Source organism: Kitasatospora sp. NPDC056800 (genome assembly GCF_042789775.1).
Taxonomy (GTDB): Bacteria; Actinomycetota; Actinomycetes; order Streptomycetales; family Streptomycetaceae; genus Kitasatospora.
On the sequence record NZ_JBHUAL010000175.1, the window covers coordinates 1 to 20,541 of the forward strand.

Below are 20,541 nucleotides of genomic sequence, written 5' to 3' on the forward strand. Positions count from 1 at the left end.
CCCTGCCTGAGCGGGGAGCGGCCGGGCCCGGTCCGTCGTGCGAGCGGTCAGAGGCGCTCGGGGACCGGGTTGCCGACGGCCTCGATGGCGCGGCGGACCGGGACCTTGAGCAGGACGGCGAAGCCGATGACGAAGAAGACCAGCAGCGAGATGATCGCCGAGCGGTAGCTGCCGGTGAGCTGGTAGGCGAGGCCGAAGACGAGCGGGCCCATCCAGCTGGTGCCGCGGTCGCTGACCTTGTAGAAGCTGAAGTACTCGGCCTCCCGGCCCGGCGGTATGAGGTGGGAGAAGAGGGAGCGGGAGAGCGCCTGGCTGCCGCCGAGCACCAGGCCGATCATGCAGGCCAGGGCGTAGAACCAGGCGGGCTGGTGGGCGGGCATGAAGTAGCCGAGGGCCAGGGTGACGACCCAGCCGACCAGGGAGCCGAGGATGGTCCGCTTGGCGCCGTACCGGTGGGCGATCCGGCCGAGCAGCAGGGCGCCGCCGATCGCCACGACCTGGACCAGCAGCACGGCGGTGACCAGCGAGGTCTGCTCCATGCCGAGTTCCTCGCTGCCGTAGAGCGAGGCCTGGGAGACGACGGTCTGGATGCCGTCGTTGTAGCAGAGGAAGGCCGCGAGGTAGAGCAGGGTGAGCGGGTGCTCGCGCATCCGGCGCAGGGTGCGGCCGAGTTCGCGCAGGCTGCCGGTGGCGGGCTTGCCGGGTTTTCCGGGCTTGCCTGGCGCGGTGGCCGTGGTTTCCGCGGGGGCGGTGGGGGCGGCGGTGGCGGTGGGGGCCACGCCGGCCCGGGAGGGCAGCCGCAGCATCGGGACGATGGTGAACAGCGCCCACCACAGGCCGGCCGAGGCGAGGCAGATCCGTACGGCGGTGCCGGAGTCCAGGCCGAACGCGTCGTGGCCCTGGAACAGCGCCAGGTTGGCGATCAGCAGCAGTCCGCCGCCCGCGTAGCCGTAGGCCCAGCCCTTGGAGGAGACCTTGTCGCGCTCGTCGGGGGAGGCGAGGCCGGGCAGGTAGGCGTAGGACAGCGCGACCGAGACCGCGTACGCGATGTTGGCGACCACCAGCAGCCCGCCGCCGAGCAGGTAGCGGTCGCCGCCGAGGAAGAACATCCCCATCGTGGCGAGCGAGCCGACGTACGCGAAGCCGCACATCAGCTCCTTGTGCCGCCCGGTGCGGTCGGCGACGGTGCCGGTCAGCAGCATCACCGCGACCGAGAGCAGCACGGAGAAGGAGACCGTGTACGGGAAGAACGATCCTGCGCGGATCGTCAGGCCGAGCGGGTGGACGTTGCCGGCCGCGTCGGCGGCGTCCTTGGCGACGGTGGTCAGGTACGGGCCGAGGAACACCGTCAGGACGGTGGCCGAGAAGGCGGCGTTGGCCCAGTCGTTGATGTACCAGCCGAACTGCATCCGGCGCAGGGAGCGTGCGTCGGCGTCGGCGGCCGGGTCGGCACTGGGGTCGGTCGGTGGGTCGTCCGGCAGGTGCGTCGCCGAGTTCGTGGTGCTCATGGGGTTCCCATCACCGTGCTGGAGCCGGTACTGCCGTCCGTCCAGCAGCCGCGCTCGCCGAGGACGTCCCGCAGGACGTCGATGCGATCGGCCATGATGCCATCCACACCCAGGTCCAGGAGAGCCCTGATCCGTGTGGGATCGTCCACAGTCCAGACGTGCACCTGGAGGCCGAGCCGGTGGGCGGTGCGGACGAAGGCCCGGTCGACCACCCGGACGCCCCGGTGACGCTCCGGCACCTGCGCGCACAACCCGGCGAACGGCGCCCCGGACGGGGCTTCGGACGGCGCTCCGGACCGTGTGGAGGCGCGCCCGGGCAGGAACGATTCGGCCAGCGAGCGCAGCCGTAGCCGGGCCACCTCGCGCGGGCCGAGCGAGGTCGCCAGCCGGGGTCCGGCGGCGGCGCGGACGGCGGCCAGCCGGCTGTCGGAGAAGCCGCCGACGCAGACCCGGTCCCAGGCGTCGGTCCGGCGGATCGCCTCGACCAGCGGCCCGACGGCCGGCGCCGCCTTGACGTCGATGTTGAAGCGGGCCCCGGGGAACGCGCCGAGCAGGTCCTCCAGCAGCGGCACCGGCTCGGTCCCGCCGATCCGGGCCCGCCTGACGGTCTCCCAGGGCAGCTCCGCCACCGCCCCGGCGCGGTCGGTGACCCGGTCGAGGTGCGTGTCGTGGAAGGCGACCAGCACACCGTCGGCGGTCGCGTGCACGTCCGTCTCCAGGTAGCGGTACCCGAGCGCGACGGCGGCCTCGAAGGCGGCGAGCGAGTTCTCGGGGCGCCCGAGGTCACCGCCCCGGTGGGCGAAGGCGAGCGGCCCGGGGTGGTCGAGGAAGGGGTGCATGCGGTGCTCCGAGCTGCGGGGGGAGGGCCCGACGGCTCCGACGGGGTCGGGATCCGCGGGCGTACCAGCGCGTTACAGTATGACGCACCCTGTCAAGCAGTAACGCGCGGCCGGACCCCGGCCGGATCCCCGGCCAGGCCCCCGTCAGGTCCTCCCTCCGGGCCCGCCTGGCCCCCGTCAGGTCCCCCGGACGTCCCGGCGCATGCCGAGGATCTCCGCGACGGCGTCCAGCCACCGGGCGAGCAGCTGGTCGCCGTCGACGCTGGTGACGGTGGTGGCCGCCGAGCCCAGCCAGTCGCGGGCGAGCCGGGCCGGCTCCGCCCCGGGCAGCGGCTCGGCGAGGTCCGCGGCGTAGCGGGCGCCGCCGCTGCGCACCACCTCGGCGAGGAAGGCGAGCGACCGGGGGAGCACCCCCAGCGCGTCGGCGGCCAGCGCCGCCGCGACGGCGCCCTCGCCGAACAGCGCGGCCCGGTGCGGACCGGCGAAGGCCAGGCCGTAGCGGAGCATGGCGGACACGTCGAGCTGCCGCAGCTCCTCGTCGGTCCTGGGGCGGAAGCGGTCGTCGGGGCTCATCGGACCGTCACCGGGTAGGTGTTGCGCACGACCATGTTCCTGTTCTCTTCGCTGGGTGCGGGGAGGTTGCAGTAGCTGCGGAAGCAGTTGAGGAGGGTGACGGCGGTGGTCCCGCGGCCCTTGGCCTCGAAGGTGTAGAAGCGGGTGCCGCCGACGCCGTCCGAGGTCTTCGACTCCGCGGGGAGGTCGAGCTTCTCCGCGACCAGGGCCGCGACCGCGGCGTCCGGCTGCGGGGTCGCGACGCTCCAGCGGTCGCCGACCGAGGAGTTGTCCCGGACGGCGATCGTGAAGCGCTCGCCGACGGCGAGGCTGACCGAGCGCTCCTCCGCGCCGAGCACCCGGCCGCGGTCCGGACCGGACGGCGCGTCCTGCCCGCAGGCCGTCAGCCCGGCCGCCAGGACGGCCGCCAGTGCCGCCGCCCGCAGCGGCCCGCGGGCCGGCCTCCGCGCCGACGCCGCCGTGAACACCCTTGCCACGCCGATCACTTCGGCAGGTGGACGGCGTAGGCGGTGGGCAGCCGGTCGTCCGAGGCCCCGGCCATCCGGCCGTTGACGAAGTCGTCCTCGCTGACCCAGGTGGTGGTGCCCCACGGGTTGTAGATCTGCAGCATGTTGCCCTCCTGGCCGACGATCATCATCGCGTGGCCCGACCGCTTGCCGTCCTTGTCGTAGCCCTCGACCCCGACCGGCACCGGCTTGCCGTCGGCGACCGCCTTCTCGATGTCCGGCAGCAGCTCGCGCCGGGCGTTGCTGTCCGGCATCGGCTTGTAGTCGAAGTCGGCGCCGGTGTGCGGGCTGACCTCCTTCTCCAGCACCTTCTCCTTGCCGTCCGCCCCCATGCCGTCCCAGTTCGCGCCGCCGTCGCCCTCCTGGTGCACCCGGTGCTGCTCGGCCAGCAGCCGCTGCTGGAAGGCCGCCGGGTCGTCCTCCTGGCCGGACGGGCCGCCGGTCAGGTCCAACGCGTAGAGCGGGTCGACCATCGCCCGGGCGGTCACGGTGGAGGAGGCGACGCAGGTGCCCTCGGTGTCCGCCTGCTTCCAGTTGGCGCCGTCGAAGGTCACCTGGTCCGTGTTCCGGTTGGAGCCGTTCTCCTGCTGCCCGCCGCTGCTGGTGTCCCCGTCCTCGGTGTAGACGGGCGTCAGGTGCGTCCGGAGCCACTCCGGGTCCTTGCCGTGGATCTTGCCCTGGAAGGCGCGGATCTCGTCCATGGAGTGGCCGGCCGCCAGCGCCTTCATCAGATAGGCGCGCTCCTGCGGGGACTTGGAGTCGGCGAGCAGCTTCTCGAAGTCCGCCCGGTCCTTGTCGTTCATCTTGTCCAGGTACTCGCCGGACCGCTTCATGTCGTTGGCGGTCAGCAGCTCGTTCAGCTCGGTCGGGCCGTCCGGACCGGAGGTCTCGGCCAGCACCAGCTTGTCGGCGGCGGTGACCGCGTTGGTCTTCATCTTCCCCGCCCGGGCCTCGGAGGCCAGCTTGTTCAGGTCGCGGGCCGCCGCCCGGGCCGCCTCGTCGGCGTGCTTGGCGGCGCTCAGCATCGCGTCGACCTGGGGCACGGCGGCCTGCTGCGCCTTCTTGCGCGCCGCCTCGTCCTCGTCGTCCTCGAACCACTCGTCGAACCAGCCCTGCTCGCCGCCCAGTTCGCTCAGCACCTGCTGGAGCGCGGAGCGTGCGGCGCCGTCCTGGCCCTGGGCGGAGCGCAGCGCGTCCGCGAGGCCGAGCAGGGCCGTCCCGCCGTTGTAGAGCGCGGTGGTCTGCTGGTCGACGGCGCGGGCGGCGGCGGCCACCACCTCGGCGGCCTTCGCGCCCGTCGAACCGGTCCAGACGTCCGGCAGCCCGGAGGTGGCGACCGCCAGGACCTCCTGGTGGAGCTGGGTCGAGTCGGCGGCCGCGGTCTTGTAGCGGTTGCCGGTGGCCTCGATGGTGCCCGGGTCCCCGACCGGCGCGTGGACCGCCAGCGCGCCCTTGATCGCGGAGATCAGATCGTTCTTGTTGTCCGCCCCGCGGACGTCCTTCAGCCGGTCGGTCAGCGCCTTGCAGCGCTGCGTGGTGGATTCGCCTGCCATGACGGCCCGTTCGCCCCCTGTACCCGTTGCCCGTGGTGTCGTTCCCCGCCGCTGCCCGGCGGTCCTCCGTCGGCTGCCCATCGGCCGCTCGACGGCTTCTCATCGGCTTGCGGACGTCAGCTCGTCAGCCGCCGTCCGCTCCGGTGTCCGGCGCGCGCCGGCCCCGCCTCAGCCGAAGGGCCGGTAGTCGCCGCTGCGCGAGGCGGAGGCGAGATCCTTCACCACGCTGCCGTCGGCCGACTGGTAGCCGTTCGAGGAGCCCCGCACCTTGCCGGCCAGCTCGCTCAGCGCGCTCTTGATCGTCGCGGTCTCCGCCTGCCAGGCGCTGCTGAAGTTGCGGTACGCCGGGTCGACGTCCTCGCCCCCGAACACGTCCGCGCCGTAGCAGACCGGGTCGCTGATCGCCGTTCCGATCGTCCCCTCGTCCCCGGACGCCTTGTCCAGCGCCTTCGCCTGCCCCTCGGCCCCGCCGGCCTGGATCGCGTACCCCGACCCCTGCGCCATGGTTCACCCCTCGTGCGTCCCCCGAGCCGTCCACGCGACGGCGTTCGAGCACCCTACGGGCCCTCCGGTGCCCGGGCAATTCGTATCGCGCCTGGTGGGAGGGCTGTTGCGAATTCATGACACACCGTCCGGAACCCGGTGACGGCGGGCGACGGACGCTCCGTCCGCAGTCACCGGGCGACGGGCCGCGGACGTCACCCTGCCGCGGGCGGGGCGGCGGCCCCGGCTACTGGATGCTCCAGCGGTGCGGGTGGCCGGGGTCGGCGGGGCAGGCGAAGACGTTGAGCAGGCCCCAGCGGCCGACGGTGACCTCGGTCGGCATGACGACGCCGTGGCCGTCCGCCGAGGCCTCGTCCTCCAGCGGCCGCCAACTGCCGCTGCCGCCGTCCCACTCCGAGCTGTCGACGGTCAGCAGCAGCCGCATCGGGGTCGCGCAGTCGTGGCAGTCCATCGGTGCCGGGTCGGTGCTGTGCCAGGAGGCGAAGCCGCCGACGCGCCAGCCGGGCGGGATGGACAGGTCGTACTGGTAGAGCGGCGGGTCGTCCTCCCCGTGCTCCTCGGCCGCCGCCTCCCGGGCCTCCTCCCAGGCGCGGACGCGGGCGCACAGGTCCTCCGGGAGGAGGCCGGCGAACGGGTAGGTGGGCACCTGCTCGGGATGCAGCACGCACGGCTCGGGCAGGTACCCGTCGAAGCCGACGACCTCCGGGCGCGGGGGCTGGGCCAGTACCTCGGCGACCTCCCACGAACGGCGCCAGCGCAGGTCGAGCAGCATCTCCCAGCGGCCCGGGCCGTGGGCGTCGAAGGGGCACCAGAACACCTGGAGCAGGTCGCAGCCGTCCGGCCCGGGCGGCAGGTCGGGGACGTCCCGCCGGTAGAACTGCGCGAGGCCGACCAGCGGCAACGGGCCGTCCGCGGCCGGTCCTTCGACGCGGTGGCGGCGGTCGAGCTCCTTGAGCAGCTGCCGTTCCCCGTCCGTCGGTCCGGGGTCCTGCTCGCGGTTCCAGGCGGCGGCCAGGACCTCCCGGGAACGGTGGACGTCCGCCGGGCGCCGACCGCGGGCGTGCGGGTGGGGGTCGGTGCAGACCGGCCAGGGCTCGTCCGCGGGCCACAGCAGCGGGCCGCCGACGGAGCTCGCCGAGGCGTCCGGCCGTCCGGGGCGCGGATGGAGCCGGGTGGTGGTGCCCCGGTGGTGCGCCAGTTCGGGAAAGAGCGCCTCGACGTCGAGCGGGCGCGGGGGTGTGGTTCTCGGCATGGGGTCGACCCTAGAGATCGGCCGGTGGCGCCCGGAACCAGGGTCCCCGGCGCCGTGCTGTCAGCGCCGTGCCGGTGTCCCGCCGACGGTGACAGCGCGGTGTCCGCGTCCTGCAAGTGGCAGACCGCACAGTGGTGTTGAGACAGAGCAATCCATGGGAGGAACACCATGTCGAACAGCACTTGGCCGGGCTCCGGCCCGCGCACCACCTCCGTCCTGGTCTCCGGCGCCGGGATCGCCGGCACCGCCCTCGCGTACTGGCTGAACCGGTACGGCTTCCGCGTCACCGTCGTGGAGCGGGCCCCCTCGCTGCGCGGCGGCGGGCAGGCCGTGGATGTCCGCGGCACCGCCCTGACGGTGGTCGAGCGGATGGGGCTGCTGGAGGAGATCCGGGCCCGTCGGACCGGCCTGCGCGGGATGTCCGTGGTCGACGCGGACGGCCGCGAGCTGCGCCGCACCACCGAGTGGACGGCCACCGGCGGGCCGGTCGACGGCCCGGACGTGGAGATCCTGCGCGACGAACTCGCCGGGCTGATCGCCGCGGCGGACGCGGGCGTCGGGGGCGCCGGAACCGCCGGGCCCGGCGTCGAGTACCGCTTCGGCGACTCGATCGACACCCTGGTGCAGCACCGGGAGGGCGTCGAGGTCCGGTTCCGCGGCGGCACCGAGCAGGCCTTCGACCTGGTCGTCGGCGCCGACGGCCTGCACTCGAACACCCGCCGCCTCGTCTTCGGCCCCGAAGCGGACTACCTGCACCCCATCGGCACCTACCTCGCCGGCTGGAGCGTGCCCAACCACCTGGGCCTGGACCGCTGGGAGGTCGTCCACCGGCTCGGCGACGACCAGAACTGGTTCTGCATGGCGATGACCGTCCGCGACAACAGCGAACTGCGGGTCTTCGTCGGCCTCGACACCGAGGAGCCGCTCGACCGGATGCTCCCGCGCGACCCCGCCCGGCAGCGGCGGCTGGTGGCCGAGCGCTCCGCCCACGCGCGCTGGGAGGTGCCGCGCTTCCTCCGGGCGCTGGAGGAGACTGACGCCTTCCACTACGACGTCGTCGCCCAGATCCGGATGGAGCGCTGGTCCAAGGACCGGGTCGTGCTGCTCGGCGACGCGGGCTACTGCTGCTCCCCGTTCACCGGTCAGGGCACCAGCGTGGCCCTGACCGCCGCCTACGTCCTGGCGGGCGAGCTGCACGCGGCCGACGGCGACCACCGCGCGGCCTACCCCGCCTACGAGCGGCGGCTGCGCGACCACGTGGCCGCCAACCAGGCGATCCTCGAACTGACCGGCGACCGGCGGGCCCGGGTCGACAGCATCGCGAACCTCGAAGGGCCCGGTCCGGAGCTGGAGGCGGCCTTCCGGGCGGCCCTCGACTTCGACCTGCCCGCGTACTGACCGCCCCGACCGCCGGTTTCGCCGCCCCGACGATCCGCCCCGACGACCCGTCCCGCCACGGCCCGTCCCGCCACGGGCCGTCCGGGCGGGACGTCCTACAAGGCGGGGGAGAGCTCCGCGGCGAGCCGGCGCAGCTCGGGCCCGTACTCCGGGTTGGCGAGCGCGGCCGCGAACTGGGCGCGCAGGTAGGCGGCGGGGTTGCCGGTGTCGTACCAGGTGCCGGCGATGACCTGCCCGTAGACCGCGCGCCGGGCCGCGTAGGCGTTGATGGCGTCGGTCAGGTAGACCTCGTCCTCGGGCTTCTCGTGCCAGCGGAGGGTCAGTTCGCGCAGCTCGTCGACGATGCCCGGGGTGATGACGTAGCCGCCGATCGCCGCGTACGAGGAGGGTGCGTCGGCCGGCTTCGGCTTCTCGACCAGGCCGCTGATCCGCAGCGAGCCGCCGCCGAGGTCCTCCTTCACCACCGGCACGCCGTACCGGTAGGAGTCCTCGGGTGCCATCGGCATCAGCGCGAGCACCGGCGCGTTGGTCTGCTCGTACGCCCTGATCAGCTGCTGCGCGCGGGGGACCTCCGCGACGAAGACGTCGTCGGGCCAGAGCACCAGGCAGGGCTCGTCCCCGAAGTGGCGGGCGGCGTTGAGCACCGGGGTGCCGTTGCCGTACGGGCCGTGCTGGTAGAGGTAGCTGATGTGGCCCTTGCGGGACAGCTCGCCGACCTCCTCGACCGCCGCCGCGAAGGCCTCCTTGCCGTCCCGGCGCAGCTGCTCGACCAGGACGGGGTTGGGGCGGAAGTGCTCCTGGATCAGCCCCTTGTCGCCGTTCACGACGATGGTGATGTCGGTGATGCCGCTCTCGACCAGCTCGCGCACGGTGTGCTCGATCACCGGCTTGTCGCCGACCGGCAGCATCTCCTTCGGCGTGGCCTTGGTCAGCGGCAGGAGGCGGGAGCCGAGCCCGGCGGCGGGGATGACGGCTCGGCGGATCGTCCTGGGGGCCATGTGAGACGCTCTCTCGTTTCGTCGGTGGTGCGACGCCTTGGTGACGCGGCGTCACGGCCGACGCTATCAAGGACCGGCGGCACGTTGAGTGGACGGCTGCCGTACGGAAGTTGGCCCCCCGGCGGCCGTCCGGCTGCGCCCGCCGCCCGCGAGCGGCCGGTGAGCCGTGGGGCGCGGGAGGTGTGAGGGGATTCGTGGGAGATTTGTCCGCCGGGGGACGTCAAGACGGCGTCGCCCGCTCCGACCACCGGTCGAGGTCGGCCCCGCCGGGGCCCGCGAACCCGAGGAGGACGAGATGAAGTTCCTGATCAGCCTGCACCTGAACCCGGCCGTGCTGGACGCGCTGACCGACGAGGAGAAGGGGGCGATCGGCGCCGGGCACGGCCGGTTCATCGAGGAGCTCAGGGAGTCCGGCGAGCTGGTCCTCACCCAGGCGCTGGTCGATCCGTCGCAGGCCGCCGTGGTGACCGTCCGCAACGGGCAGCCGGTGGTGACCGACGGACCGTTCCTGGAGGCCAAGGAGTTCCTGGGCGGCTTCTACCTGGTCGACTGCGAGGACAAGGAGCGCGCGGTCGAACTGGCCGGCCGCATCCCGGACGCCGCGATCGAGGGGCTGGGCGTCGAGGTGCGGCAGGTGATGTTCTCCGACGGACACTTGGAGGCATGACGGAACCGGACTTCGAGGACCTGCTGCGTGGGCTCACGCCGCAGGTCCTCGGCGCGTTGGTACGACGGTACGGCCGCTTCGAGGGGTGCGAGGACGCGGTGCAGGAGGCCGTCCTCGCCGCCACCGTGCAGTGGCCGTCCGAGGGGGTGCCGGACAACCCGCGCGGCTGGCTGGTGACGGTCGCCTCGCGGCGGCTGATCGACCAGCTGCGCGGCGACCGCGCTCGGCGCGAGCGGGAGTGGGCGACGGCGGCCGCCGAGGTGGTCCCGGAGGAGGTGCCGGACACCGACGACACGCTGCTCCTGCTGTTCCTGTGCTGCCACCCGGCGCTGACCGCGGCGTCCCGGACCGCCCTGACGCTGCGGGCGGTCGGCGGACTGACCACGGCCGAGATCGCCCGCGCGTTCCTGGTGCCGGAGGCGACGATGGCGGCCCGGATCAGCCGGGCCAAGCAGCGGATCAGGGCCGCCGGCGGCTCGTTCGAGCAGCCCGGGCGGGCGCTGTCGGCGGAGGAGCGCGAGGAGCGGCTGCGGGTGGTCCTGCACGTGCTCTACCTGATCTTCAACGAGGGCTACACCGCCACCTCCGGCGGCGAGTTGCACCGCCTCGACCTCGCCCGCGAGGCGATCCGGCTGACCCGGGCGGTGCGCGCGCGGCTGCCCGAGGACGGCGAGGTCGCCGGGCTGCTCGCGCTGATGCTGCTGACCCACGCCCGCCGCGCGACCCGGACGACGGCCACCGGCGACCTGGTCCCGCTGGCCGAACAGGACCGCACCCGGTGGGACCGCGACCTGATCGGGGAGGGAACGGCGCTGGTCAAGGCGGCGCTGGCCGGGCCGGAGCTCGGCCCGTACCGGCTCCAGGCCGCGATCGCCGCCACCCACGCCGACGCGGCCCGCGCCGAGGACACCGACTGGCGGCAGGTGCACGCCCTGTACCTGATCCTGGAGCGGATCGCACCCAACCCGATGGTCACCCTCAACCGGGCGATCGCCCTCGCGGAGACGGAGGGCCCGGAGGCCGGCCTGGCACTCCTCGCCGCGCTGGACGCGGACGCCCGGATGGCCGGCCACCACCGGCTGCTCTCCGTCCGGGCGCACCTGCTGGAGCGGACCGGAGACACGGAAGGGGCGTACGAGCACTACCGGCGCGCCGCCCGGGCCACCGCGAGCCTCGCGGAGCGCCGGTACCTGGAGACCCGCGCGGGCCGGGTGCGGCCGACCGGTTGAGCCGGCCCGCTGATCGGGTCTGCTGATCGGGTCTGCTGATCGGGCCTGCTGATCGGGCCTGCTGAGCCGCGTCCGGTCGGGCCGCCCGGTCGTGCCGCTTCGCGGGGCCCGGGGCCCGGGTCAGAGCCCTATCGCGTCGGCCGTCTGCTCGGTGGTCCAGGCGAAGAAGTCGTCCGCCGGGTCCAACGAGCCGACCAGCTGGCCGTGGAGCTCGAAGCCGATCAGGCCGACCAGCTGCACCCAGGCGCCGATGGTCCGGGCGAGGACGTGCGGCGGCAGGTCGAGGCCGAACTCCGTGACGATCCGGGTCAGTTGCCCGGCCAGCGCGCCGCGCGGCGGCGGGACGGGCTGGGTGGGCCGCAGCCTGGTGTCGCGGACCACGCCGATCAGGGCGAACGGCAGCCGGGTGGCGGGCTGGACGGTGGTGCGGGGCGCCGCGTAGCCCGGCACCGGGGTGCCGTAGAGCAGCGAGAACTCGTGCGGGTTGGCCCGGGCCCAGTCGCGGGTGGCCGTCCACAGCGCCCGCCAGCGCTCGCGCGGCGCGGCCGCCCCGGCGGCGGCGAGGGCGCCCTCCGCGGCCCCGCCGAGTTCGTTGTAGGCGTCGATGATCAGCGCGGTCAGCAGTTCGTCGCGGCTGGCGAAGTAGCGGTACAGCGCGGAGGAGGCCATGCCCAGCTCGCGGGCGACGGCGCGCAGCGACAGCTGCTGGGCGCCCACCGAGGCGAGTTGGCGGCGGGCCTCCTGCTTGATCTCGCGGGTGAGTTCCTCGCGGGCCCGTTCGCGGGCGGTCCGGATCGCTGGCATGGGGACAGACTGCCACATTCCGGAGCGCCGCACACAAGCGAGAGCACTGCTCTTGTTTCTTTCATTCGCCGGTGCCATGCTGAAGGAGTCGAAGCGAGAGCAGTGCTCTCGAAGAGAAGCGGTATTCACGGAACCGAGGAGTCGCGATGTCCCGCGCCGAGCACCTGCCCAGCTCCACCAGCCGCCTCCAGGCGCCCACCACCCGCCTGGGCATCGCCGCCGGCAAGCTGCTCAACGGCATGGTCGCCGCCTTCGCCAAGGCCGGGGTCAGCCTCTGGGGCTCCCGGGTGCTGGCCGTCCGCGGCCGCACGAGCGGCGAGTGGCGCACCACCCCCGTCAACATCCTCACCCATGAGGGCGAGCGCTACCTGGTCGCACCGCGCGGCCACACCCAGTGGGTCCGCAACCTCCGGGCGGCCGGCACCGGCGAACTCCGGGTCGGCCGCCGCACCGAGGCCTTCCGTGCCACCGAACTCCCGGACGCCGACAAGCCCGAGGTGCTCCGCGCCTACCTGCGCCGCTGGAACTGGCAGGTCGCCCCGTTCTTCGAGGGGATCGGCCCGGATGCCCCGGCCGAGGACCTGCTCCGGGTCGCCCCCGGCTACCCGGTCTTCCGCATCACGGGCAGCTGAACACCCCTGCCGGACGGGGGTGTTCGTACCGGAAGGGAGGAACTACGGTGAGTCACCGGGCCCTTCTTGCTCCCGAATCGTTGTCCACGGCGGCAGACCAGCCGAGGACAACCACCGGAGGTTCCCCATGAGGGACGAGCCCGAAGCGACGGACGAACCCGAGAAGGCCGACGAACCCGAGAAGACCGACGAGATCATGACGATCGACGGATACGAGATCGTCGACGGGATCGAGACGATCGACGGGATCGAGATCCCGCCGTACCGCAGCTACACCTGGGACGGCGAGGAGGGGGCCGTCCACATCGTCCTCTACCCGGGCGAGGAGGAGGCCGACGAGGAGCGCAAGGCCGAGTTCCGGGCGAGGGGCGTCCGGATGCTGGCCGACCTGAACGCCGAGCGGGAGGCGGAGCACACCCCGCCGTTCCCCGGTATGCCGAACCTCCGCCTGATCCACGGCGAGGGCCCCGCCTGAGGTCCCGCTCCCGCCTGAGCACCCCGTTGCCCGCCCTGTGACACCCCGCCCGCGCACGCGCCGAGGCGCGTCCGCGGGCGGGACGGGGCGGTGCGGTAGCGGTCCGCGGGCGGTGCGGTCGCGGCGCGCGGGCGGTGCGCGCCGGACCGGGCCTCAGCCCTTGCCGCCGCCCGCCTTCAGCACCTGGGCCGCGGCCACGCCCGCCGCGCTGAAGCCGTGCCCGCCGCCCTCGACCTCGGCGGCGACGGCGAGGTCGCCGCGGTAGGCGATGAACCAGCTGTTGGTGGCCTGGCCGCCGGCCTCGACGGTGCCGGTCTTGGCGCCGATCTGGCCGGACAGGCCGGCCATCGGGGTACGGGCGGTGCCCTGGGTGGCGGTCTTGGCCATCATGGCGCGCAGGTCCCGGGCGACGTCGGCGGGGAGCCTGCTCGGCGCCGTCACGCGCTTGGCGTCCTCGCGCAGCACGGGCTGGCGGAACGTCCCGTTCTGCACGGTGGCGGCGACCGAGGCCATCACCAGCGAGTTGACCTGGATCCGGCCCTGGCCGATGTACGCGGCCGCGGCCTCGTCCTTGTTCCCGGGCGTCGGGATGGTGGCGTCCCGGCTCGGGACGCCGATGTGCCACTCCAGGCCGAGGCCGAACTGGTCGCGGGCCACCGTGCCGAGGGTGCCGGGCTGGAGCTTCTCCAGGCCCTTGTCGATGAAGCCGGTGTTGCAGGAGCGGGCGAAGTCGTCCGCGAGCGTGTAGGACGGGAAGTCGCCGCTCTCGTCGTTGTGCCAGGCGCGCGGGGAGTAGGTGGTCTCCTTGCACGGCACCACGGTGTCCGGGCGCACGCCCGCCTCCAGCAGCGCGGCCGAGGTGATCACCTTCATCGTCGAGCCGGGTGCCTGGCCGCCCGCGAGCGCGCGGTTGAAGCCGCCCTGCGGGGCGTTGGCGATCGCCAGGATGTGGCCGGTGCTCGGCTGGACGGCCACCAGCGAGGCCGGATTGCCGTTCGCCGCCTGCTGCTTGACGGCGTCCTCGGCCACCTGCTGGAGGTCGGCGTCCAGGGTCAGCTTGACCACCGGGGCGCTCGGCGGCGTCAGCACGAACAGCCGCTCCGCCTCGCCGCCGCCCGAGAGCACCACGGCCCGTCCGGTGGTGGCGGCCGCGCCGTCCGGCGGGGCGATCTGGGGGAGGACGGCGCGCAGCGACGGGAAGGTGTCGAGCGGCCGGCCCTTGCGGTCGGTGGGCTTGGACACCGGGTTGGGCGTCTCCTGCACCCCGATGGTCCGGCCCGGGGTGAGCTGGGGGTGGATCACGGACGGCTTCCAGCGCACCACGGGCCGCCCGTCCTGGGACCGGACGACGCTCAGCACGCTGTCGTACTCCCAGGCGTCCGGGGTGCCCTCGAACTCCGCCTTCACCCGGAAGCCGAGGGCCGGCTCGCTCGGCCCGTCGGCCTTCGCGGGGCCCGTCCCGGTCAGGGCGAGCGAGCGGGCACCCACCTGCTCGTGGAACGTGGCCAGTGCGGCGCGGGCGGTCTCCGGCCGGTCCGTCAGACCGGCGGCGGCCGGGATGTCGCCGCGGCTCCAGGCCGCCAGGAACTCCTTGGCCGTCGACTCGGCCTGCTCGGCGGTCGGCGGCTCCTGCGGGGCCTTCGCCACGGTGCCGGCGCCCTGGTGGCCGCCGCCGGCCGGTCCGTTGTCCGTCACGGCGTTCAGCACGTTGTAGGCGCCGTAGCCGCCGACCGCCAGCAGGGCGGCGAACACCCCGCCGGCGGCGACCATCACGACCCGGCGCGTGGTCGAGCTGCGCGGTGCCCCGTCGTCGTTCCCGTCATGCCCGTCGAGGTCGTCCAGATCGTCGTACTGGTCGTACTCGATCTCGACATCGGCGAGTCGGCCGTCCTGCTCGTGCCCGGCGTGCCCGTCATGCCCGTCGTGCCGGTTGTCCCTGTGCTCCTCGAACATGCTTCCGTCCCCCTGCGATCCTCCGTGGTGGCGGGCACGCCCCCTCCGGCATGTCGGCCCGCCGGCCCGATGACCGGACGAAGGTCCGTTCGGGCGCGGACCAGCCTATGCCGGGACGGGTGATCGGTCGACAGCGGGACGGCCCGCCCGGCGATCGGCCGGGCGGGCCGTAGCGGCCGCTCAGGCCCAGGGGTCGGTGAAGGAGCGGCCGGGGACGGGCTTGGCGACCAGGGCGATGGCGGTGAAGAAGTTGACCTGGCCGATGGCGAGCATGAGCGTGGTCAGCGCCGTGTCGTCGTAGTGCCCGGCGACCTCGGCGTACAGCGCGTCCGACACCCGCTCGCCGTGCGGGTTGGGCTGGAGGACGGCCTCGACCAGGGCGAGCGCGGCGCGCTCCGGGGCGGTGAACCAGGGGGAGTCCGGCCAGCCGGCCACCGAGGCGATCCGCTCCTCCGACTCGCCGGCCCTGCGGAGGAAGCCGGTGTGCAGGACGGTCAGGTAGGTGCTGCCGGCGATCTGGCCGGCCCGCAGCTGGACCAGGCTGATGGTGCTGCGGGGGACGGACCGGTTGCCGGTGGCCTTGAACAGTGCGGCCGAGACCTCGGCGAGCTCGGGGACGAGCTGCACCGGGTCCTGGGCCATGCGCGGGCGCAGCGGGACCTCGGCGGTGATCGGACGGGCGTTCATCGTGGTGTTCCTCTTCTCGCGGATGAGCGGATGAGCGGGTGACCGCTCGACCGGGTGGACCGTGCGGCCACCCGCTCACCGGTCCGACGGATCGCGGCGCGGCTTTGTGACAGCGCGGCCCGCCCGCAGCCCGAGGACGCAGCCGACGGCCACCAGACCGGCCATCGCGAGCAGCGGCGCCGCCCAGGACCCGCTCGCGGTGTGGAGCGCGGAGGCGAGCGCGGGGCCGGTGGCGGCGAGCAGGTAGCCCCAGGTCTGGGCCATGGTGGAGAGCGCGGCGACGTGGTCCGGGTCGGTGCCCCGACGGGCGAACAGGACGGCGGCGAGCGCCTGTCCGCCGCCCATGCCGATGCCGAGGACGGCGGCCCAGAGCGGCGCCCCGCCTGCCGGGGCGAGCACCAGGCCGAGCAGGCCGAGGACGCAGACGGCCGCCACGCCCAGGATGTGCGGCCGCTGGTCGCTCCGGGCGGCGGCCAGGGTCGGGGCGAGGAAGCCGCCGACGGCGAGGCCGAGGATCAGCACGGCCTGGTCGGTGCCGGCGGTGGTCCGGCTCAGGCCCGCGTCGACCAGGACGGTGGGCAGCCAGGCCAGCGTCGCGTAGAAGACCAGGGTCTGGACGCCGAAGAAGGCCGTCAGGCTCCAGGCGAGCGCCGTCCGCCCGACCCGGCGGCGCCCGGCGGGTGCGACGGGCCCGGCCGGCGTCCGCGCGACCCGCAGCTGCGGCGCCAGGCCGGCCGCCGCCAGGGCCGCCGGGACGACGGCGATCGCGATCGCGGCCTGCCAGGACCAGGCGCCCGCGACCGGCGCGACCAGTGCGGCGACGACCGCCGAACCGGCGCCCATGGACAGCGCGTAGACGCCCGTCATGGTGCCGATCCGCCGGGGCGCGAAGCGGGCCCGGACGAACACCGGGATCAGCACGTTCACCACCGCCACCGCGACGCCCACCAGCACCGTGCCCGCGTACAGCCCGGGCAGGCCCGCCGTCCGCAGCACCGCCCCGGCCAGCAGCAGCACGCTCGCCCAGAACAGCCCGCGCTCCTCGCCGAGCCGCCGCCGGGCCAGGGCGCCGAGCGGGGCGAACAGGCCCATGCACAGCGGCGGCAGCAGCGCGAGCAGGGTCACGGTGCCCGGGCCCCAGCCGGCGACCGGCGCGAGCGGCCCGATCTGTCCGAACGCGACCCGGGTGTTGAGGCTGAGCAGGACGAAACCGAGGACGAGCAGGGCCCCGGCGGCCCGTGGGGTGCGGGAGGGGGCGGGTGCGGTGGTGGTCGCAGTGGCCGACGCGGTGGTGGCCGTCGGGTCGGTGAGCGGCATGGGGAGCAAGCCCTTCGCTTCGATGGGAGGTTAGGCTTGCCTAAGCGTTCTCGCTCAAGCGCGCTTGAGCGCAACCCGGTCCCGGCGCACCCGGCCGAGCCCAACTCGGCCTGGGCGCAACCCCGAAGGAGGCGGCGGCGGATGGCGGAGCTCCACTCGATCACCGAGGTCTCGGCGGCCTTCGGTCTCTCGGTGCCCGCCCTGCGCTACTACGAGGAGTGCGGCCTGATCGCCCCCGCCGCCCGCCGCGGCCGGGTCCGCTACTACGACCGGGAGTCGCTGGAGCGCCTCGCCCTGGTCCAGCTCTGGCACGTGGACGGGATGATCCCGGTCAGCGGGACCGCCGCCGTCCTGGCCAGCGAGCGGGCGGCCGACCGCACGGCGCTGCTGCACGCCCAGCGGGACGGGATGCTCGAGCGCGCCCGCCGGCTGGAGCACGCCGCGGCCGTCCTCACCCACATGCTGCTGTGCAGTCGGGACCGCCCGCTCGACTGTCCGACCACCCGGGCCCACATCAGTGCCCGGGTCGACGCCGCCCTGGCCGGCGAGGAGCTCGCCGACGGCTTCCTGCCCGCCCGGCCGGACGGCCCGCGGTCGGAGCACCCGCGGTCGGGCAGCGCCACACCGCAGGAAGGCCTCAGCCCAGCACCGCCGGCGTCGGCCCGTCCGGCCGTACGGTGATGCTGTACGCCGCCCCCGTCGGCCGCGAGCGGAACGTCAACGGCCCCATTGGCAGCAGGAGTTCCAGCAGCGCCGTGGTCTCACGCAGCGCGAACCGGGTGCCCAGGCAGGCTCGGGCGCCGAGGCCGAACGGGAAGTAGGCGCCGAGCTGCCCGGGGCGGTCCGCGCCGTGGGCGAAGCGGGCGGGGTCGAAGCGCTCCGGGTCCGGCCAGAGCGCCGGGTCGCGGTGGGTGAGGTACGGGCAGACCAGCACGTCCGTCCCGGCGGCGATGCGGTGCCCGGCGATGACGTCGTCCTCGACGGCGTGCCGGGGGAGCAGCCAGGCGGAGGGGTAGAGCCGCAGCGTCTCGCTCACCAGCTCCTGCGGATCGGCCGTCCGGGCCTCGGGGTGGCGGTCGAGCAGCAGGAAGAGCCAGGTGAGCGTGGTGGCCGTGGTCTCGTGGCCGGCGACGAGCAGGGTGACCAGCTCGTCGCGGATCAACCGGTCGGTGTACCCGGGGTCCTGCTCGCCCGCGTCGAGCAGCACCCGGAGCACGCCGGGCTCCTCGGTCGGGCCGGCCGAGCGCGCCGCGTCGATCGCCGCGTGTGCCACCGCGTCGATCCGGGCGAGGTCCTCGGCGACCGCGTCCCGGGCGTCCGCCGCGTTGGTGGGCAGGGTCGGCATCGCGGCCACCACCCGTTCCACCGAACGGAGTTCGCGGTCCGTCCGGTCGTCCAGCGGCAGCCCGGTGAGCGCCCGCCAGACGGTGTCCAGGGCGAAGCCGCGCATCTCCTCGCCGACGTCGAAGGCCTCCCCGCTGCGCCGGTAGCCCTCCCAGCGCTCGGCGGTGCGGCGCGCCGCCTCGGCGATCCGCCGCTCGTAGCGGCGCATCCCGGTGCCGGTGAACTGCGCCTGCAGCACCCGCCGTTGGCGCTTCCATGGGTCGCCGGTGGCGGACAGCACGCCGTCCCCGACCAGCATCCGGGCACGGTGCGAGCGCTTGACGTACCGGTCCGGGTGGTGGCCCAGGACGTGCTGCACGGCGGCCGGGTCGGTGACCAGGACGGTCGGTGTCGGGCCGAGCCGGAAGGCGGCGACGCCGCCGACACGGCGCTGGGTCCGGGCCAGCAGGTCGACGAGCTCGGCCTCCTCGGCCCGCCACCGCTCGACGACCTCCGCGGCCAGCTCCGGTACCGGACGGGTCTCGGTGCTCACAGGTCGTGTCCTTCCGCTCTGCTGACGGTTCGTCGGTTGCGGTCCGACTCTATGCCAGCGCGCCGCCCGTCCGGGCTGCGCCGAACGGCTGGCCGACCCGGCCGGAGGCGGCGCGGCGGCCCGACCGGCCGTACCCGCACGGGTACGGTGCGGCGGGGCCGACCGGCCCCTGCTCGCCGCGCGGATGGGAGAACGCATGCCTGGGACCCGGCACTTCGGAGGCGGCGGGATCCGAACGGGAAGGCCTGTCGGCGCGGGCCGGTGGCTGGCGGCCGCCCTGCTCGTCCCGGTCCTCGCGGCCTGCGGCGGCGGTGGCGGATCCGGGTCGGCCGGCGCCACCCAGAACGGGCAGAACGGCCAGAGCAGCGGCTCGGGCCTGCCGGACGACCAGCGGACCAAGGACGAGGGGGACCAGGGCGGGTTCCGGACCGCCGGCGAGCCCTCGGCGAGCGTTCAGGGCATCGACAACAGGGCCCGGATCACCCTGTCCTTCCCGTCGAAGACCAGTTTCACGGCCGTGATCAGCAAGGTCGCCGAGTGCGGCAGCACGTCGTACGCCACCCCCGCCTCGCAGCAGGTGCGGGTGACCGACGGCAAGACCGAGCTGGTCGACTTCCGGCTCCCGCAGTGGAAGCCCGGGACCAAGGACCGGACCGTCTGCCTCACGGTGACGGCCGACGACTCCTCCAAGCGGATCGAGGCCGCGGGCTCGGTGGTCGTCGTCAGCCCCGACGACGGGGCGACCACCGGCAACGGCGCGACCCCGAGTTACGGGTCGAGCCCGTCCAGCGGCGCCGGGAGCACCCCCTGAGACCTGCCGAGGAGGACCCCCTGGACGGGCAGCGGCAGCCGCAGCCGCGCTCCTGGGCCGACTGGCTCACCAGGCTCGCCACCTGGATCGCCCCGACCACCCTCCTCACCGCACTGCTCTTCTTCTTCGGCTACGCCTACACCAGTTCGCTCTACGCCTTCTTCGGCATCGACGCCGGCACGATCGGCTTCGCCACCCAGGACCTGCTGATCCGCAGTTCCCCCGCGCTCTACCTCCCGGCCGGGGTCGCCCTGTGCGGGGCGCTGGTCGGCGCGCTGGGCTACCACCTCGCGACCAGGGCGGCCGGGAAGGGCGGGGCCGGCGCCCGGACGGTGCGCCGAGCCTGTTGGGCGGTCGCCGCACTGGTCGTCCCGCTGCTGGTGCTCGGCCTCCTGGCCGGCTTCGAGGTGTTCGACGCCGGCCCGCTGGGCACCCCGCTGCTGATCGGCGGCGCGCTGCTGCTCGCGGTCCTGGCCCGGATGATGTACGTGCGCGGCACCGGCGCACCGTACCCGCTGACCGGGGAGCGGGCGGCGCTGGGCGTCAGCGTGGCGCTCATCGTGCTCTGCTCGTACTGGGCGGTCGGCGACTACGCCCAGCAGAAGGGGACGGACGACGCCCAGGACCTCGCCCACCACCTCTACCGGCGCCCGGCGGTCGTCCTGGACACCCCCGAGCGCCTCCACCTGGGGTGGCCCGGGGTGCGGGAGACGGCGCTGCCGGACGTGGACCAGGGCGCGCGGTTCCGCTACCGCTACGAGGGGCTGCGGCTGCTGGCCCTCTCCGGCGGCCGGATGTTCCTGGTCCCGCGGACCTGGACCTGGGAGACCGGCAACGGGCTGATCCTCCCCTTCGACGCCACCGTCCGGGTCGCCTTCCATCCTGGCTGAGGCGACCGCGCGGGCTCGGCGCACCCCCGCTCCGCGCACGGCTGCGCCGCGGTCCGTCCCCCTCGACGG

Annotated in this window: 20 protein-coding genes; 7 read left to right on the top strand and 13 right to left on the bottom strand. The window is 74.3% G+C overall.

Annotated features, from left to right (window positions below):
* Nucleotides 1–47: 47 nt before the first annotated feature.
* The 7 genes from ACFRQN_RS30450 to ACFRQN_RS30480 form a co-directional block, all read right to left on the bottom strand.
* Nucleotides 48–1,508 (bottom strand): MFS transporter, encoded by a 1,461-nt coding sequence (locus tag ACFRQN_RS30450; RefSeq protein ID WP_380743448.1) that lies wholly within the window; start codon nt 1,506–1,508, stop codon nt 48–50.
* Nucleotides 1,505–2,347: a glycerophosphodiester phosphodiesterase gene (locus ACFRQN_RS30455; RefSeq protein ID WP_380743450.1), complete on the bottom strand. Its 843-nt coding sequence runs from the start codon at nt 2,345–2,347 to the stop codon at nt 1,505–1,507. The genes ACFRQN_RS30450 and ACFRQN_RS30455 overlap by 4 nt, the downstream gene beginning before the upstream one ends.
* Before the next feature lie 177 nt (nt 2,348–2,524).
* Complete coding sequence (locus ACFRQN_RS30460) at nt 2,525–2,920, bottom strand: hypothetical protein (protein WP_380743452.1); 396 nt, start codon at nt 2,918–2,920, stop codon at nt 2,525–2,527.
* On the bottom strand, nt 2,917–3,396 hold the full coding sequence (locus tag ACFRQN_RS30465) for a protease inhibitor I42 family protein (protein ID WP_380743454.1): 480 nt from the start codon (nt 3,394–3,396) through the stop codon (nt 2,917–2,919). The genes ACFRQN_RS30460 and ACFRQN_RS30465 overlap by 4 nt, the downstream gene beginning before the upstream one ends.
* Nucleotides 3,397–3,401: 5 nt before the next feature.
* Nucleotides 3,402–4,979: a peptidoglycan-binding protein gene (locus ACFRQN_RS30470; protein WP_375877564.1), complete on the bottom strand. Its 1,578-nt coding sequence runs from the start codon at nt 4,977–4,979 to the stop codon at nt 3,402–3,404.
* Between the two features lie 168 nt (nt 4,980–5,147).
* Nucleotides 5,148–5,483: a hypothetical protein gene (locus tag ACFRQN_RS30475; RefSeq protein ID WP_049651413.1), complete on the bottom strand. Its 336-nt coding sequence runs from the start codon at nt 5,481–5,483 to the stop codon at nt 5,148–5,150.
* A 226-nt stretch (nt 5,484–5,709) separates the two neighbouring features.
* The gene (locus ACFRQN_RS30480; protein ID WP_380743457.1) at nt 5,710–6,735 is read right to left on the bottom strand and encodes a hypothetical protein; all 1,026 of its coding nucleotides are present in this window, start codon (nt 6,733–6,735) and stop codon (nt 5,710–5,712) included.
* A gap of 168 nt (nt 6,736–6,903) precedes the next feature.
* Here ACFRQN_RS30480 and ACFRQN_RS30485 point away from each other — a divergent pair, with 168 nt between their 5' ends.
* On the top strand, nt 6,904–8,133 hold the full coding sequence (locus tag ACFRQN_RS30485; RefSeq protein WP_380743459.1) for an FAD-dependent monooxygenase: 1,230 nt from the start codon (nt 6,904–6,906) through the stop codon (nt 8,131–8,133).
* Nucleotides 8,134–8,228: 95 nt separating this feature from the next.
* On the opposite strand, the gene ACFRQN_RS30490 is transcribed toward ACFRQN_RS30485, so the two are convergent.
* Nucleotides 8,229–9,131, bottom strand: a complete 903-nt coding sequence (locus ACFRQN_RS30490) for a UTP--glucose-1-phosphate uridylyltransferase (RefSeq protein ID WP_049651410.1) — start codon at nt 9,129–9,131, stop codon at nt 8,229–8,231.
* A gap of 295 nt (nt 9,132–9,426) precedes the next feature.
* Here ACFRQN_RS30490 and ACFRQN_RS30495 point away from each other — a divergent pair, with 295 nt between their 5' ends.
* The gene (locus ACFRQN_RS30495; RefSeq protein WP_049651409.1) at nt 9,427–9,798 is read left to right on the top strand and encodes a YciI family protein; all 372 of its coding nucleotides are present in this window, start codon (nt 9,427–9,429) and stop codon (nt 9,796–9,798) included.
* On the top strand, nt 9,795–11,027 hold the full coding sequence (locus ACFRQN_RS30500) for an RNA polymerase sigma factor (RefSeq protein WP_380743461.1): 1,233 nt from the start codon (nt 9,795–9,797) through the stop codon (nt 11,025–11,027). The genes ACFRQN_RS30495 and ACFRQN_RS30500 overlap by 4 nt, the downstream gene beginning before the upstream one ends.
* A 120-nt stretch (nt 11,028–11,147) precedes the next feature.
* On the opposite strand, the gene ACFRQN_RS30505 is transcribed toward ACFRQN_RS30500, so the two are convergent.
* On the bottom strand, nt 11,148–11,831 hold the full coding sequence (locus ACFRQN_RS30505; protein ID WP_380743463.1) for a TetR/AcrR family transcriptional regulator: 684 nt from the start codon (nt 11,829–11,831) through the stop codon (nt 11,148–11,150).
* A 239-nt stretch (nt 11,832–12,070) separates the two neighbouring features.
* Here ACFRQN_RS30505 and ACFRQN_RS30510 point away from each other — a divergent pair, with 239 nt between their 5' ends.
* Together ACFRQN_RS30510 and ACFRQN_RS30515 are read left to right on the top strand one after the other, a co-directional pair.
* Complete coding sequence (locus ACFRQN_RS30510) at nt 12,071–12,463, top strand: nitroreductase family deazaflavin-dependent oxidoreductase (RefSeq protein ID WP_107086431.1); 393 nt, start codon at nt 12,071–12,073, stop codon at nt 12,461–12,463.
* Between the two features lie 127 nt (nt 12,464–12,590).
* Nucleotides 12,591–12,938 carry a hypothetical protein gene (locus ACFRQN_RS30515; protein WP_049651406.1) on the top strand — a complete coding sequence of 116 codons (348 nt, stop codon included), beginning with the start codon at nt 12,591–12,593 and terminating at the stop codon, nt 12,936–12,938.
* Nucleotides 12,939–13,091: 153 nt separating this feature from the next.
* Here ACFRQN_RS30515 and ACFRQN_RS30520 read toward each other — a convergent pair whose 3' ends face one another.
* The 3 genes from ACFRQN_RS30520 to ACFRQN_RS30530 all read right to left on the bottom strand — a co-directional run bounded on the left by ACFRQN_RS30520 (nt 13,092) and on the right by ACFRQN_RS30530 (nt 16,895).
* Nucleotides 13,092–14,891, bottom strand: coding sequence for a penicillin-binding transpeptidase domain-containing protein (locus ACFRQN_RS30520; RefSeq protein WP_380743465.1), 1,800 nt, complete (start codon nt 14,889–14,891; stop codon nt 13,092–13,094).
* A 180-nt stretch (nt 14,892–15,071) separates the two neighbouring features.
* Nucleotides 15,072–15,578 carry a carboxymuconolactone decarboxylase family protein gene (locus ACFRQN_RS30525; RefSeq protein ID WP_117486856.1) on the bottom strand — a complete coding sequence of 169 codons (507 nt, stop codon included), beginning with the start codon at nt 15,576–15,578 and terminating at the stop codon, nt 15,072–15,074.
* A 75-nt stretch (nt 15,579–15,653) separates the two neighbouring features.
* On the bottom strand, nt 15,654–16,895 hold the full coding sequence (locus ACFRQN_RS30530; RefSeq protein ID WP_380743467.1) for an MFS transporter: 1,242 nt from the start codon (nt 16,893–16,895) through the stop codon (nt 15,654–15,656).
* 141 nt (nt 16,896–17,036) lie between these two features.
* Here ACFRQN_RS30530 and ACFRQN_RS30535 point away from each other — a divergent pair, with 141 nt between their 5' ends.
* Nucleotides 17,037–17,576 (top strand): MerR family transcriptional regulator, encoded by a 540-nt coding sequence (locus ACFRQN_RS30535; RefSeq protein ID WP_375877556.1) that lies wholly within the window; start codon nt 17,037–17,039, stop codon nt 17,574–17,576.
* Here ACFRQN_RS30535 and ACFRQN_RS30540 read toward each other — a convergent pair.
* Nucleotides 17,533–18,771 carry a cytochrome P450 gene (locus ACFRQN_RS30540; RefSeq protein ID WP_380743469.1) on the bottom strand — a complete coding sequence of 413 codons (1,239 nt, stop codon included), beginning with the start codon at nt 18,769–18,771 and terminating at the stop codon, nt 17,533–17,535. The genes ACFRQN_RS30535 and ACFRQN_RS30540 overlap by 44 nt on opposite strands.
* 627 nt (nt 18,772–19,398) lie before the next feature.
* Here ACFRQN_RS30540 and ACFRQN_RS30545 point away from each other — a divergent pair.
* The gene (locus ACFRQN_RS30545; protein WP_380743471.1) at nt 19,399–20,472 is read left to right on the top strand and encodes a hypothetical protein; all 1,074 of its coding nucleotides are present in this window, start codon (nt 19,399–19,401) and stop codon (nt 20,470–20,472) included.
* The last annotated feature ends 69 nt before the right edge of the window (nt 20,473–20,541 follow it).

Excerpts from the sequence above, each read along its gene's own strand:
- ACFRQN_RS30450 (WP_380743448.1), bottom strand. The coding sequence starts at position 1,508 with ATGAGCACCACGAACTCGGCGACGCACCTGCCGGACGACCCACCGACC.
- ACFRQN_RS30455 (WP_380743450.1), bottom strand. The coding sequence starts at position 2,347 with ATGCACCCCTTCCTCGACCACCCCGGGCCGCTCGCCTTCGCCCACCGG.
- ACFRQN_RS30460 (WP_380743452.1), bottom strand. The coding sequence starts at position 2,920 with ATGAGCCCCGACGACCGCTTCCGCCCCAGGACCGACGAGGAGCTGCGG.
- ACFRQN_RS30470 (WP_375877564.1), bottom strand. The coding sequence starts at position 4,979 with ATGGCAGGCGAATCCACCACGCAGCGCTGCAAGGCGCTGACCGACCGG.
- ACFRQN_RS30475 (WP_049651413.1), bottom strand. The coding sequence starts at position 5,483 with ATGGCGCAGGGGTCGGGGTACGCGATCCAGGCCGGCGGGGCCGAGGGG.
- ACFRQN_RS30480 (WP_380743457.1), bottom strand. The coding sequence starts at position 6,735 with ATGCCGAGAACCACACCCCCGCGCCCGCTCGACGTCGAGGCGCTCTTT.
- ACFRQN_RS30485 (WP_380743459.1), top strand. The coding sequence starts at position 6,904 with ATGTCGAACAGCACTTGGCCGGGCTCCGGCCCGCGCACCACCTCCGTC.
- ACFRQN_RS30490 (WP_049651410.1), bottom strand. The coding sequence starts at position 9,131 with ATGGCCCCCAGGACGATCCGCCGAGCCGTCATCCCCGCCGCCGGGCTC.
- ACFRQN_RS30495 (WP_049651409.1), top strand. The coding sequence starts at position 9,427 with ATGAAGTTCCTGATCAGCCTGCACCTGAACCCGGCCGTGCTGGACGCG.
- ACFRQN_RS30500 (WP_380743461.1), top strand. The coding sequence starts at position 9,795 with ATGACGGAACCGGACTTCGAGGACCTGCTGCGTGGGCTCACGCCGCAG.
- ACFRQN_RS30505 (WP_380743463.1), bottom strand. The coding sequence starts at position 11,831 with ATGCCAGCGATCCGGACCGCCCGCGAACGGGCCCGCGAGGAACTCACC.
- ACFRQN_RS30510 (WP_107086431.1), top strand. The coding sequence starts at position 12,071 with ATGGTCGCCGCCTTCGCCAAGGCCGGGGTCAGCCTCTGGGGCTCCCGG.
- ACFRQN_RS30515 (WP_049651406.1), top strand. The coding sequence starts at position 12,591 with ATGAGGGACGAGCCCGAAGCGACGGACGAACCCGAGAAGGCCGACGAA.
- ACFRQN_RS30520 (WP_380743465.1), bottom strand. The coding sequence starts at position 14,891 with ATGTTCGAGGAGCACAGGGACAACCGGCACGACGGGCATGACGGGCAC.
- ACFRQN_RS30525 (WP_117486856.1), bottom strand. The coding sequence starts at position 15,578 with ATGAACGCCCGTCCGATCACCGCCGAGGTCCCGCTGCGCCCGCGCATG.
- ACFRQN_RS30530 (WP_380743467.1), bottom strand. The coding sequence starts at position 16,895 with ATGCCGCTCACCGACCCGACGGCCACCACCGCGTCGGCCACTGCGACC.
- ACFRQN_RS30535 (WP_375877556.1), top strand. The coding sequence starts at position 17,037 with ATGGCGGAGCTCCACTCGATCACCGAGGTCTCGGCGGCCTTCGGTCTC.